14 protein-coding genes are annotated in these 13,011 nt (G+C 41.4%); 10 read left to right on the forward strand and 4 right to left on the reverse strand.

The genetic code is table 11. From position 1 onward, the window contains the following. Positions 1 to 52: 52 nt before the first annotated feature. On the reverse strand, positions 53 to 379 hold the full coding sequence (locus AC5WOF_RS16275; RefSeq protein ID WP_496051007.1) for a hypothetical protein: 327 nt from the start codon (positions 377 to 379) through the stop codon (positions 53 to 55). 169 nt (positions 380 to 548) lie between these two features. Further along, positions 549 to 911: a hypothetical protein gene (locus tag AC5WOF_RS16280; RefSeq protein ID WP_496051008.1), complete on the reverse strand. Its 363-nt coding sequence runs from the start codon at positions 909 to 911 to the stop codon at positions 549 to 551. Between the two features lie 260 nt (positions 912 to 1,171). On the opposite strand from AC5WOF_RS16280, the gene AC5WOF_RS16285 reads away from it, so the two are divergent. From AC5WOF_RS16285 to hslU, 9 genes are all read left to right on the forward strand, one after another. Then, positions 1,172 to 1,408: a hypothetical protein gene (locus AC5WOF_RS16285; protein WP_496051009.1), complete on the forward strand. Its 237-nt coding sequence runs from the start codon at positions 1,172 to 1,174 to the stop codon at positions 1,406 to 1,408. 254 nt (positions 1,409 to 1,662) lie between these two features. After that, positions 1,663 to 1,806: a YqzM family protein gene (locus AC5WOF_RS16290; RefSeq protein ID WP_496051010.1), complete on the forward strand. Its 144-nt coding sequence runs from the start codon at positions 1,663 to 1,665 to the stop codon at positions 1,804 to 1,806. Positions 1,807 to 1,963: 157 nt separating this feature from the next. Further along, a complete protein-coding gene (sucC, locus tag AC5WOF_RS16295; protein WP_496051011.1) occupies positions 1,964 to 3,124 on the forward strand; it encodes an ADP-forming succinate--CoA ligase subunit beta in 1,161 nt (386 codons plus the stop codon). A gap of 24 nt (positions 3,125 to 3,148) precedes the next feature. Beyond that, positions 3,149 to 4,054, forward strand: a complete 906-nt coding sequence (gene sucD, locus AC5WOF_RS16300; RefSeq protein WP_496051012.1) for a succinate--CoA ligase subunit alpha — start codon at positions 3,149 to 3,151, stop codon at positions 4,052 to 4,054. 62 nt (positions 4,055 to 4,116) lie between these two features. Further along, entirely contained in the window at positions 4,117 to 5,199 is a 1,083-nt protein-coding gene (gene dprA / locus AC5WOF_RS16305) for a DNA-processing protein DprA (protein ID WP_496051013.1), read from the forward strand. A gap of 163 nt (positions 5,200 to 5,362) precedes the next feature. Further along, positions 5,363 to 7,435: a type I DNA topoisomerase gene (gene topA, locus AC5WOF_RS16310; protein ID WP_496051014.1), complete on the forward strand. Its 2,073-nt coding sequence runs from the start codon at positions 5,363 to 5,365 to the stop codon at positions 7,433 to 7,435. A gap of 1 nt (position 7,436) precedes the next feature. Next, complete coding sequence (trmFO, locus tag AC5WOF_RS16315; RefSeq protein ID WP_496051015.1) at positions 7,437 to 8,768, forward strand: FADH(2)-oxidizing methylenetetrahydrofolate--tRNA-(uracil(54)-C(5))-methyltransferase TrmFO; 1,332 nt, start codon at positions 7,437 to 7,439, stop codon at positions 8,766 to 8,768. 21 nt (positions 8,769 to 8,789) lie between these two features. Further along, entirely contained in the window at positions 8,790 to 9,329 is a 540-nt protein-coding gene (hslV, locus tag AC5WOF_RS16320; RefSeq protein ID WP_240876719.1) for an ATP-dependent protease subunit HslV, read from the forward strand. Positions 9,330 to 9,331: 2 nt separating this feature from the next. After that, positions 9,332 to 10,711, forward strand: a complete 1,380-nt coding sequence (gene hslU / locus AC5WOF_RS16325) for an ATP-dependent protease ATPase subunit HslU (protein WP_496051016.1) — start codon at positions 9,332 to 9,334, stop codon at positions 10,709 to 10,711. A 29-nt stretch (positions 10,712 to 10,740) separates the two neighbouring features. Here hslU and AC5WOF_RS16330 read toward each other — a convergent pair whose 3' ends face one another. Beyond that, entirely contained in the window at positions 10,741 to 11,634 is an 894-nt protein-coding gene (locus tag AC5WOF_RS16330; protein WP_496051017.1) for a PIG-L family deacetylase, read from the reverse strand. 70 nt (positions 11,635 to 11,704) lie between these two features. Next, positions 11,705 to 11,947 (reverse strand): hypothetical protein, encoded by a 243-nt coding sequence (locus AC5WOF_RS16335; protein ID WP_496051018.1) that lies wholly within the window; start codon positions 11,945 to 11,947, stop codon positions 11,705 to 11,707. Positions 11,948 to 12,188: 241 nt separating this feature from the next. Between AC5WOF_RS16335 and AC5WOF_RS16340 the strand changes: the two genes are divergently transcribed. Next, entirely contained in the window at positions 12,189 to 12,878 is a 690-nt protein-coding gene (locus AC5WOF_RS16340; protein ID WP_496051019.1) for a tetratricopeptide repeat protein, read from the forward strand. The last annotated feature ends 133 nt before the right edge of the window (positions 12,879 to 13,011 follow it).

Consider the following 13,011-nt stretch of genomic DNA (forward strand, 5'->3'; position numbering starts at 1 on the left):
TTCAAGTGCGGCGCCCGGAGTACACAGTTGTGTGCTCCGGGCGCTTGCTGAATCAGAGTTCTCCGTTGAGAATCCTACTGATCCAGTTTTCCTTTGCCTCCTTCACAGGAGACTCAGGTGCTTCCTGCATTCGCTCATACTGGATGACCTCCAGCATGGCTCCGACGGCTCCTTCGAGAGTACCGAGGGAATCCCCCCTTCCGCGCACCATCTGGAGCAGGGTGATGAGCTGCTCGACAGACTGAGGCAAGTACGAGAGACCAACCGTAGCGCTGATGTGAGCCAGAGCGTTCTGGAACGTCGCATTCTGCGGCAGCTTCTCTTCCGGGTGGAACGTCTTCAGGTGTTCCTGAAGGGCATCGACAGCGGTTGACAGCATGTGCCGTCCTTTCTAAATGTGCGGCGATTGCTATGCCTTGCACTTTAAGTATATGCCAAATATTTGTTTTTTTCCAATTGGGATAATTTCTTTTGGAACGCGCGGCGCCCGAGCTTGTACGTGAGTACATGCTCGGGCGCCTCTGCCTCTATGACAAAGGGAGTATTTACTAGTCCGAGAGGCGGCTTCTCCTCCACAGAGTGGTTGAGGGAGTGTTGTTTTTATAAGCGACTCGCAGAACTTGCAGTCGTTTGTTGAGTGCATCCAGAGCCCAGTCGATACGGCCGTTGATCTGGATGAGTTTTTTGAACTGCATGTCTGGTACCGTTTCGAGCACTTCGACGATAAACCGGACTTTCAGGTGCAACGGGAGGTCGAGCAGCGGCCAGTCTGCCCTCTCTCGAACACCATGCCTCTTCAGTTCCCAGAGTGCAACATCAGCTGCACGCTCAAGATCGCCATCCTGAGGAATCCTATCGTGTTTCGAAAATTCTTCCGACAGGAAAGAGCGAATGTAAGGGTTAGGGTTCATGGTGGACCTCGACCTTTTACCTGTTATATGGGAGTCTGCAAGTTCGCTAATCTTATATATTATTATAGGGTTATTTTTATATTATGACTATATTTTTTTGGAATTATAAATCCAAAACATGAGATGAAAAGAAGTTTTAAAAATAATTAATTGAAAATTACATATATACGTGTTTTCCTTGTCAAAACGTTTGTAGTGTTGTTACAATACAAATAACCGATGAGAACATCATGTTCGCATCACTCTCTCCAGGAGAATCCATGAACTTCGGTGCCAAGACCCACAACGGCATCACCGGCGGTACCCCCATCGAGCGTGTGGAGACCAAGACGTCCCCGACGTACGGTGCCCCGGACCACGGCGACGGTGTCAGCGGTGGTACTCCCATCCAGCGTGTGGAGACCCCGAGGAACCGCGCGGATCACGGCAACGGCATCACCGGCGGACAGCCTGTCCCGTCGAAGCCGGCTCCCTACCGTGGGGTCGTTGTGGAGTAGAGCTCCTACTCCATTAGTTGAGCTCCCGTCTCGGGTATTCATTCTGGAGCGCCGGTCGCAGAGCAATCTGTGACCGGCATCCAAATGCCAATAATCAAATTTACTATAGAAAAGCCGTCAAAACCTCACTAGGTATTGACGGCTTTCGTTTGTGATGAAATAAATAATTCTATAAAATAGTTTTCAGTCTATAAGATGTTTTTACTCTCGCTTTTTTGGTATACTAAGCCTGTTATAAGAGGGGAGGGTCCTTGGTGAGTTCACAAGTGCAAGCGCATGATGATTCCAATGAAAACAAAGAAAATGAATTTATTGATTTTATGGTATCCGCAGGGGTAGCAGGTGGACTGCTCTTCGGGATTTTTATCATTGCAACCATCATCAAGTTATTGATGTAAGGACACCTTGATTTGGTGTCCTTTTTCTCTTGGCAAGTCAAAAAAAATGGACTATACTTGCAGAGGAGCCGAGGGAGAGAAAACTTGAGCAAATGATTTTATTTGCCATTACATATACCCTGATTTGGCTTTTTATCTATGGACTGGAGGATGGAGCATGAACGTACATGAGTACCAAGGAAAAGAAGTGCTAAAGAAATTTGGCGTCCAAGTACCAAATGGATATGTCGCTTTTAATGCAGATGAAGCAGTAAAAGCAGCACAATCCTTAGGTGGAAACCTATGGGTGGTAAAGGCACAAATCCATGCAGGTGGACGTGGAAAAGCTGGTGGAGTAAAACTAGCAAAAAGCCTAGATGAAGTACGTGAATTTGCAAATGAATTAATCGGAAAAGTACTAGTTACACATCAAACTGGTCCAGAAGGAAAAGAAGTAAAACGTCTTCTTGTCGAAGAAGGCTGTCCTATTGAAAAAGAATATTATATCGGTGTGGTCATCGACCGTTCTTCTAACTCTGTTGTATTGATGGGTTCTGAAGAAGGTGGAACAGAAATCGAAGAAGTAGCTGAAAAAACACCTGAAAAAATCTTCAAAGAAGTGGTAGATCCAGCAGTAGGTTTGCTGCCTTTCCAAGCAAACCGCCTTGCAAATCGGATCAATATCCCTAAAGATAAAGTGAGAGAAGCAGTGAAGTTTATGCTCGCTCTTTATAAAGCTTTCGTAGAAAAAGATTGTGCATTAGCAGAAATCAACCCACTTGTTACGACGACAGATGGCCGAGTTATGGCTCTTGACGCAAAATTAAACTTTGACTCCAATGCTTTGTATCGTCAAAAAGATATCGTTGCTCTTCGCGATCTAGATGAAGAAGATCCAAAAGAGATCGAAGCATCCAAATATGACTTGAGTTATATTGCCTTAGATGGAAACATCGGTTGCATGGTAAATGGTGCTGGACTTGCAATGGCAACAATGGATATCATCAAACATTATAATGGAGACCCAGCTAACTTCTTGGATGTTGGGGGCGGAGCAACTGCTGAGAAAGTAACAGAAGCTTTTAAAATTATTTTGTCTGATGAAAAAGTAAAAGGTATATTTGTCAACATCTTTGGTGGAATCATGAAATGTGATGTTATTGCAGATGGCGTTATTCAAGCTGCAAAACAAGTTGAACTTGATCGCCCACTTGTGGTTCGTCTCGAAGGAACCAATGTGGAACTCGGCAAGAAAATGTTGAATGAGTCCGGTCTTGCAATTGTAGCAGCAGATTCCATGGCTGATGGAGCACAAAAAATCGTCGAACTAGTGAAATAAGGTTGATAGAGAGGAGCATGCAAGGTGAGTATTTTCGTTAATAAAGACACCAAAGTGATCACTCAAGGAATCACTGGTGCAGTTGGTCTTTTCCATACCCAACAAGCGCTTGCGTATGGAACTCAAGTAGTAGGTGGGGTAACTCCTGGTAAAGGTGGTACCACTGTAGAAGGTCTTCCTGTTTTTAATACAGTTGTAGATGCAGTTGCAGCAACTGGTGCTACTGCTTCAGTTATTTATGTAGCAGCTCCATTTGCCGCTGATGCAATTATGGAAGCAATTGACGCAGAACTCGATCTTGTTGTTTGTATTACAGAAGGTATTCCAGTATTAGATATGGTAAAAGTAAAACGTTATTTAGTTGGCAAGAAAACTCGTCTGATCGGCCCAAACTGCCCTGGTGTTATCACTCCTGATGAATGCAAAATTGGGATTATGCCTGGGTATATTCATAAAAAAGGTCATGTAGGTATCGTCTCTCGATCTGGAACCTTGACTTATGAAGCAGTACATCAGCTCAGTACTCGTGGTATTGGACAATCTACAGCAGTTGGTATCGGTGGAGACCCAGTAAACGGAACCAACTTTATCGATGTGTTGGAAGCATTTGAAAATGATCCAGAGACCAAAGCAGTTATCATGATTGGTGAAATTGGCGGTACCGCTGAAGAAGAAGCGGCAGAATGGATCAAAGCAAATATGACAAAGCCTGTTGTGGGCTTCATCGGTGGGCAAACTGCACCTCCTGGAAAACGTATGGGTCACGCTGGTGCGATTATCTCTGGTGGGAAGGGAACAGCAGCTGAGAAAATCGCTACCTTAGAGCGTTGTGGTGTGTCTGTAGCATCAACTCCTGCTGTTATCGGAGAAACCTTGGTAAACTTATTGGAAGCAAAAGGATTATTGGATGGATTTGTCGTAAAGAGCTAATAGTATGAAAAGGGAACCTATGATAGGTTCCTTTTTTGTTTCCAATAGAGGAGGCTCATCTCTTGCTGCGCAAATCATTAATTGCTATCCATCATCTAAAAGGTGTTGGTTGGTCAACTATTCGTCACCTATTTCAATTTGGATGGGAAGGTGGCAAAATACAAGAGAGTATTTTAAGTAAACTGCCAGTGAAATCTGCCCAAGTGATCCGTAAAAACTGGTCATCTAGTTATATGGAAAAAGTGCTGCGCAAACTGGAGGGAAAACAAATTGATACCATGACAATATTTGATGATGATTACCCTCCTCTGTTGCGTGAGCTTCCCCAAGCACCGTGGGTATTGTACTTGCTCGGCGACCGAGCACTATTGAATACAAAATGTATTGCCATTGTCGGAACAAGAAAAGCTAGCATATATGGTCGAAGAGTAACTGAACAATTGAGTCGTGAATTATCTCAGGCGAACTGGACGGTTGTCAGTGGGATGGCAGCTGGAATTGATGGGATAGCTCATCAGAGTGTATTAGCAGTTGGAGGTAAGACGATCGCTGTTTTAGGGACAGGGATCGATGAAATATTTCCAAAATATCATCAAAAATTGTATCATCAGTTGATTCGATCTGGTTTGGTGATCTCCGAATATCCGCCAAGTACACCTGGCCATCCTGGACTTTTTCCACAACGAAATCGAATCATCAGTGGTTTGTCTTTTGGGACAGTAGTCGTAGAAGCGGCAGAGAGAAGCGGGTCTTTAATAACTGCTGAGTTTAGCATGGAACAAGGCAGAGAAGTCTTTGCTGTTCCAGGTCCGATTCATTCGCAAGGAAGCAGAGGAACACTCTCTTTGATTCAACAAGGAGCAAAGTGTGTGCAATCAGTAACCGATATATTAGAAGAACTACCAGATTGGCGGACAGAAGCCTTTACGGAAACAAAGCAGGAGATTGCAGTTACGATCGAATTCACTCCCCTAGAACAAGAAGTATGGAAATATCTTTCTGATGAACCTGAGCATCTTACATCTTTAATGGAAAGAATTGCTGATAAAATGACAATTAGCGATCTACATAGTTCTTTGTTATCTTTAGAAATAAAAGGTTGTATCGCTCAGTTACCAGGTTCGCAATACATAAAGAAATCTTGATTTGTTTTAAATTTGCAGTACAGATCCATACTGATCTGCATTGGATGTAAGGTGAAATCATTTTTCTTAACCTAAATATACAACTTATACCTATTGTTGCACACTGATGTTTGGTTTGGTATGTTATCAGGTATGAACGAAAGGCGAGGAAGGAGGGCCCCTGATGGCCGACTCGTTGGTGATCGTAGAGTCCCCAGCAAAAGCAAAAACTATTAGTAAATATTTGGGTCGAGGCTATATTGTAAAGGCATCGATGGGCCATGTTCGAGATTTACCAAAGAGCCAGTTAGGTGTAGATGTGGAGCAAAATTTTCAGCCTAAATATATAACAGTTCGTGGTAAAGGCGATGTGATGAAACAATTAAAAGATGCCAAAAAGCGTGTAAAACGGGTTTATCTGGCAGCTGACCCTGATCGTGAAGGAGAAGCGATTGCTTGGCATTTGGCTAACAGTTTAAATATTGATCCAAATGAAAGTTGTCGTGTTGTTTTTCGGGAAATTACCAAACAGGCTGTGAAAGACGCGTTTAAACAACCGCGTCCCATTAATATGGATTTGGTAAACGCGCAACAAGCACGACGAATTCTCGATCGTTTGGTTGGTTATGGCATAAGCCCGCTTCTTTGGAGAAAAGTAAAACGAGGTTTGAGTGCTGGTCGAGTACAATCGATTGCAGTTAAACTTGTGATTGATCGTGAAAAAGAAATACGAAATTTTAAACCAGAAGAATATTGGACAGTTACTGCTCATTTATCGACTGGCAAAGACACGATTGAAGCACAATTTTATGGATATGAAAATAAAAAGACAGAATTAAAAAAAGAGGCCGATGTTGAAAAGTTATTAGCGACGATAAAAGGAAAAAGATTTATTGTATCAGACGTCCGTTTAACAGAGCGCAAGCGAAATCCGTCTCCTCCTTTTATAACCAGTACGTTGCAACAAGAAGCTGCTCGTAAACTCAATTTCCGTCCACAAAAAACAATGGCAATAGCTCAGCAGCTCTATGAAGGAATAGAGCTTGGAAAAGCGGGTAGCGTAGGACTTATTACTTATATGCGTACAGACTCAACGAGAATAAGTGATACGGCAAAAGAGGAAGCAAAAAATTATATTCAGAAGACGTATGGAGATAATTATGTATCCAAAGGAAGCAATGAAGCTACTAGGAAAGCAAATTCTCAAGATGCTCACGAGGCAGTTCGACCATCTTCTGTGCTCCGTACTCCCTCGGAGGTAAAGGATTATTTAAAACGAGATCAACTCCAATTATATAAGCTCATTTGGGAAAGATTTGTTGCGAGTCAAATGGCTCCTGCTGTTTTGGATGCCGTTACAGCTGATATACAAGCAGGAGAAGCGACATTTCGTGCAACTGGTTCAAAAATAAAATTTCAAGGGTTTATGAAGGTATACATTGAGGGAACAGATGAAAAGAAGCAGGAAGAGGAAAAATTTCTACCTGCTTTGGAACCGAAACAAACATTGACCAAGAAAAAAATAGATCCAAAGCAACACTTTACACAACCACCGCCTCGATATACAGAAGCGAGATTGGTCAAAATACTTGAAGAAAAAGGGATAGGCAGACCTAGTACCTATGCACCAACATTGGATACCATTCAAAAACGCGGCTATGTTTTGATGGAGGATAAACGTTTTGTCCCATCTGAACTCGGGGAAATAGTGTTAGCTATGATGGAGGAATTTTTTCCAGAGATTTTAGATGTTACCTTTACTGCCCATATGGAAGAAGATTTGGATCAAGTTGAAGAAGGGCAAATCGATTGGGTGAAGTTGTTGGCTGAATTTTATAAGCCCTTTCGAAGTCGTTTATCCGTTGCTGAGGAAGAGATGGCAGAAGTAGAGATTGCAGACGAAGAATCAGATGAAGTCTGTGAGAAGTGTGGCAAGGTAATGGTTTACAAGCATGGTCGTTTTGGGAAATTTTTAGCTTGTTCTGGATTTCCTGATTGTCGTAATACAAAGGCAATCGTCAAATCTACTGGTGTAACTTGTCCTGTTTGTCATGAAGGGGAAGTAGTAGAGCGAAAGAGTAAAAAGAATCGTTTGTTTTATGGATGTACACGCTACCCCGGGTGCGATTTTGTTTCTTGGGATAAACCAGTACCTCGTCCATGCCCCCGATGTAAGGGGATGTTAGTAGAAAAAAAGAAAAAGAAAGAAACATTCATTGTTTGCACCAAGTGTGATTACGAAGAGGAGAAAAGTTAACATGAAAAGCGTTACAGTAATAGGTGCAGGACTGGCAGGCAGTGAGGCAGCTTGGCAAATTGCTTCCCGTGGGGTTGCCGTTAAATTGATTGAGATGCGACCTGTACGGAAAACACCTGCACACCGGTCAGACCAGTTTGCAGAACTAGTATGCAGTAATTCCCTCAGAGCTGCTGGTCTTACCAATGCAGTCGGTATTTTAAAAGAAGAGATGAGGAAACTTCATTCTTTGATCATAAAAAGCGCAGACCAGCACGCAGTTCCTGCTGGTGGCGCACTTGCTGTGGATCGAGAAGCATTTTCGGAGACGATTACCCGTACTTTATCCGAGCATCCTAACATAGAAGTAGTCAAAGAAGAAGTAAAAGAGTTACCTGATGGCATAACGGTTGTCGCTACAGGTCCTCTGACATCGCCAGATTTGTCTGCTAAACTTCAAGCATTGACAGGAGAAGAATATTTGTATTTCTATGATGCTGCTGCACCTATTGTAGAGAAAGACAGCATAGATATGGAGAAGGTTTTCCTGCAATCACGTTATGACAAAGGTGAGGCAGCATACCTCAATTGTCCAATGAATGAAGAAGAATTTAATCGGTTTTATGATGCACTCATCTCAGCAGAATCTGCACCTTTAAAAGAATTCGAAAAAGAAATCTATTTTGAGGGATGCATGCCTATAGAGGTGATGGCTCGTCGCGGCAAGAAAACATTGCTCTTTGGACCGATGAAACCAGTTGGATTGACAGATCCACGAACAGGAAAACGTCCTTTTGCTGTTGTCCAGCTCAGACAAGATAATAGTGCTGGAACTTTGTTTAACCTAGTTGGATTTCAAACACACCTTAAATGGGGACCACAAAAAGAAGTACTTCAACTAATTCCTGGTTTGGAAAATGCAGAAATTGTTCGCTACGGTGTTATGCACCGCAATACATTTTTAAATTCGCCTAAATTACTCAAACCTACTTATCAGTTTCGAGGTCGTGACGATTTATTTTTTGCCGGCCAAATTACAGGTGTAGAAGGGTATGTTGAGTCTGCTGCATCTGGTTTATTAGCAGGGATAAATGCTGCGCGTATGGCTAGAGCAGAAGAACCTGTTACTTTGTCTCCTGTTTCAACAATGGGGAGTTTGGCTCACTACATAACAACAACAGATAGCAAACATTTTCAACCGATGAATGCAAATTTTGGGTTATTCGCTCCACTGGATTCTCCAATGAGAGGAAAGAAGGAGCGGGCAGAGCAATATGCTGAGCGTGCTATAGTAGAGTTGGATAAAATATCTCCTCAGATCAATGTACAATCAAGCAAACAGATCATCTCATGATAGATAGAAAGTAGGGATACAATGGAGCAATTTCATGCAACTACTATCTTTGCCATTCGTCATAATGGGGAAGCTGCGATAGCTGGTGATGGTCAGGTCACATTTGGAAATCAGATGATCATGAAACACGGTGCTAAAAAAATTCGTCGACTTTATCGTGGGCAGGTAGTAGCAGGATTCGCTGGTTCTGTGGCAGATGCTATTACATTGTTTGAAAAATTTGAAGGGAAGCTTGAAGAATACCAAGGTTCCCTCACCAGAGCAGCAGTAGAGTTAGCAAAAGAATGGCGTACAGATAAGATGTTGAAATCTTTAGAAGCGATGTTGATTGTTTTAAATAAAGAGCAATTGTTATTAGTTTCTGGTAATGGGGAAGTGATCGAGCCAGACGATGATGTATTAGCTATCGGTTCAGGTGGAAGCTATGCATTGTCTGCTGGTCGTGCACTAAAAAGATATGCCCCTGATTTAACCGCAAAAGAGATAGCCAAAGCCTCTTTGACTATTGCTAGTGAAGTTTGCGTGTTTACCAATGATCATATCATCGTTGAGGAGGCTTAAAGATGTTAACTCCAAGGCAAATTGTTACAGAATTAAACAAGCATATCGTAGGTCAAGATGAAGCCAAACGGGCTGTTGCGATAGCACTACGCAATCGTTATCGTCGTAGTTTGTTGCCTGCTGATTTAAAAGAGGAGATTGTTCCTAAAAATATTTTGATGGTTGGACCTACAGGTGTGGGGAAAACAGAGATCGCTCGAAGGCTTGCAAAATTGGTGGGAGCACCATTTGTAAAGCTTGAAGCTACCAAGTTTACCGAAGTTGGGTATGTGGGTCGAGATGTCGAATCTATGATTCGTGATCTTACAGAGACAGCAATTCGAATGATAAAAGGCGAAAAGCTATCGAAAGTGAAGGAACAAGCAAAAATATTGGCAGACGAACGTCTGGTGGAGTTGTTGGTACCAGATAAAAAGCAAACTTCCTCTTTTAAAAATCCAATTGAAATGCTTTTTCAAACAGGTCAGCCAAAAGAAGAGCCTTCTAAAGAAGAGAATGCATCTATGCGACTGGAACGAAATAGGATGGCTGCACGATTACAGCAAGGAGAGCTCGAAAATCAATTAGTTGAACTGGAAATTGAAGAACAAATGGGCTCCATGTTCGATATGTTTGCTGGTATGGGTGGAGACCAAATGGGCATGAATATGCAAGAAATGTTTAGTAATATTATGCCTAAGAAAAAGAAAAAACGCCGTCTTCCTGTAAAAGAAGCTAGGGAAATATTGATCCAAGAAGAAGGGCAAAAATTGATCGATATGGATCAAGTGACCCAAGAAGCATTGGAACGTGTAGAACAAACAGGGATTATTTTCTTAGATGAAATTGATAAAATCGCCGGTAAAGATAAGCATGGTCCAGACGTTTCACGTGAAGGCGTGCAACGTGATATTTTGCCGATAGTAGAAGGGTCAACTGTGGTTACCAAGTATGGTTCTATTAGAACAGATCATATTTTGTTTATTGCAGCAGGAGCATTTCATGTTGCAAAACCATCTGATCTCATCCCAGAACTTCAAGGGCGTTTTCCTATTCGCGTTGAATTAAATGATCTAACATCAGACGACTTTGTCCGTATTTTGACAGAACCGAAAAGTGCACTTTTGAAACAATATGCAGCTCTGTTGGAAACGGAAGGGATTAAAGTTATCTTTACAGAATCTGCCATCAGAGAGATTGCGAAGTTAGCTGCTGATGTGAACAGTCAAACTGAAAACATTGGTGCAAGAAGGTTGCATACGATACTTGAGCGATTGTTAGAAGAGCTTTCATTTGAGGCTCCTGATATTACTTTGGAGGAAATCACAGTAACTCCTGAGTATGTCAAGGAAAGATTGCATAGTATTGTATCGGATCGAGATTTAAGCCAATTTATTTTGTAAACAAAAAGAAGCCGTTTTGGCTTCTTTTTTTACTGTGTTGGTGTATGCTGTCTATTTTGAATGTTTGCTAGCATAGAAATAAACTGTGGGGAAACACTGTGATAGCCGATAGCAAACGAATCTACCATGGGATTCCAAGCTTGATATACAAATGCAGCTTTTTTCACTCGGAAGGCTTGGTTTGTGTTGGGAGTAACAGTGGAACCAACTTTAACTGTATTCCAATCGTTTCTAGATACATATAAACGGACATCTGTTAATTCTTTTTGATTATACAAATCTACCAAAGCTTGTCCACTGATGGAGTGCGATAAAGAGCTGTCGTGTTGGGACATCGCTTTAAAACTTGCGCCAGGATATTTTTGTGCATATTCCAGTACCAACGATTTCATTTCATCTAAAGTCAAAGTTCCATCAGATGTGAGATTACGAATATGAATATTTTCAGGTTTGACACCTAACTGCATCAGTGCTGATTTTAGTTCATTTGTTCTAGCATCAGAAAATCTTTGATTATCAATAGGTTTGTATCCTTCCACAGCGGGGTTGTGTGTTCCGCCCCACCAACTGGAACCAACTTCCCCATTTAATATCTTTTGAGCAACTGATCCAGCGCCATCGGTATATAAAACCGCTATGACTTCTCTTCCAGCATCTAGGTGTTGGGTGATGGCAACTCCCATCGATAAGGTTTCATCATCTTGGTGAGGGATAAAAAAAATGGCAGGTGGAGTACTTGCAATTCGGGTTGATGGTGAGGTTATTTTTGGAGCTAAGGTATCAGGATCTTTTAATGTTTTGGATTGGGTGACAACAATAAAGTTTCCTCCCCCAGTTACTTCCGCTAAAATTTTATTTTTTTTAGCATCATAGCTTTGGTTTTCTACACGAAAATATCCCGCTTCTTTCTCCAGAAGATTCATATCGATATAATACTGCTTCTTTTACATCTTTTTTGACAGGTATGTTCAAAATATACATAAGGCTCTTATCTTAGGAATTTATTTCGAATTTCAATTCTTCCCCCATCTTTAATGATTGGAGGTTACTAGGACGGATAGTGAACTTTTTGCTTACATCTCCTGTTCCTTTCACCGTTCCAGTTATTTTCCATTGGTTACTTGGAATAGGGCTGCTCTTTTTGGAGATGGCACTAGCAGATGGAGTAGAGAAAAGGTTAAAGGAGAGAAGGGAGCAACAAATAACAAAAAACAATAATAGATGTAATTTTCTCAAAGTTGATTCCCCTTTTGTTTTAGGATGATATTATTTTCATTTGTTACATAATTTATTTTAATAGAAAATTCTCGATATTGTTATGTGAAAATATTGAGTCTGAAATGTTCAGAGATGTCTTTTTAGAATCACAAAAGAAAGATATCTATTATATGTTTTTCCTCGTATTTGTCTACCATTTTCTCTATTTTTGTGATAATAATATTTGTTGTAATAATGTTAACAAAGGAGCTGGATATACATGAGTGATCACGTTATGTCTGATGGCGAAAAATGGTTACGAAAATCAGCTGAAATGGGCAATGTAAAAGCAATGCATAATCTAGGATGGAGATTACTAGATGCTGCGGGTCTTCCTCATAATGAGCAAGAAGGGGAAATGTGGCTAAAAAGAGCTATTTCTCTTAATTATGATCCGGCATTAAGTGCATTGGGCTGGAGACTTTTAGATGGGAAGGGAATTACGCAAAACATTGAAGAAGGTGAACGCCTGCTTAGAGAAGCAACGAATAAAGGTAATACATATGCTATGTGCTCTCTAGCATGGGCTATTTTAAAGGGAACTCTTCCAAATAATGATCTAGCTGAAGCAGAAAGACTATTGACTCGTGCTGCAGAAGGTGGAAATTTAGATGCAATGGATAGCTTGGGATGGCGTTATCTAGATGCAAGTGGATTTCCTTATAATCAAGAATTAGGAGAGCACTGGTTGAAAAAAGCTGCAGATGCAGGTAGTGCAGAATCCATGTACCAATTAGGATGGCGTTTAGTTGAAGGTTTTACCTTGCCACACAATGAACCTGAAGGAATTATGTGGTTGGAAAAATCCTCCAACGCAGGTCATACTCATGCGATGTCATATCTTGGGAATTTATTGCTGGACAAAGAAGAATTTGCTCAAAAACAACAGAATCCCAGTAATTTACACTGATTTACGAACTTAAGCCTTGCAAGCTATTTGCTTTATATGATATATTCGTCATTGGTGTAAAACACACGTCAGAGGAGTGAACAGTGGTGCCAAAAATGTTGGTTGCTGTTTCTCGATGATCCTTGGCGGAGGA

The sequence above is a fragment of the Shimazuella sp. NTD250 genome (genome assembly GCF_059510375.1).

What these genes read in the sequence shown, in the direction of transcription:
- AC5WOF_RS16275 (WP_496051007.1), bottom strand. Translation starts at nt 379, where the DNA reads ATGCTGTCAACCGCTGTCGATGCCCTTCAGGAACACCTGAAGACGTTC.
- AC5WOF_RS16280 (WP_496051008.1), bottom strand. Translation starts at nt 911, where the DNA reads ATGAACCCTAACCCTTACATTCGCTCTTTCCTGTCGGAAGAATTTTCG.
- AC5WOF_RS16285 (WP_496051009.1), top strand. Translation starts at nt 1,172, where the DNA reads ATGAACTTCGGTGCCAAGACCCACAACGGCATCACCGGCGGTACCCCC.
- sucC (WP_496051011.1), top strand. Translation starts at nt 1,964, where the DNA reads ATGAACGTACATGAGTACCAAGGAAAAGAAGTGCTAAAGAAATTTGGC.
- topA (WP_496051014.1), top strand. Translation starts at nt 5,363, where the DNA reads ATGGCCGACTCGTTGGTGATCGTAGAGTCCCCAGCAAAAGCAAAAACT.
- trmFO (WP_496051015.1), top strand. Translation starts at nt 7,437, where the DNA reads ATGAAAAGCGTTACAGTAATAGGTGCAGGACTGGCAGGCAGTGAGGCA.
- hslV (WP_240876719.1), top strand. Translation starts at nt 8,790, where the DNA reads ATGGAGCAATTTCATGCAACTACTATCTTTGCCATTCGTCATAATGGG.
- hslU (WP_496051016.1), top strand. Translation starts at nt 9,332, where the DNA reads ATGTTAACTCCAAGGCAAATTGTTACAGAATTAAACAAGCATATCGTA.
- AC5WOF_RS16330 (WP_496051017.1), bottom strand. Translation starts at nt 11,634, where the DNA reads ATGAATCTTCTGGAGAAAGAAGCGGGATATTTTCGTGTAGAAAACCAA.
- AC5WOF_RS16340 (WP_496051019.1), top strand. Translation starts at nt 12,189, where the DNA reads ATGAGTGATCACGTTATGTCTGATGGCGAAAAATGGTTACGAAAATCA.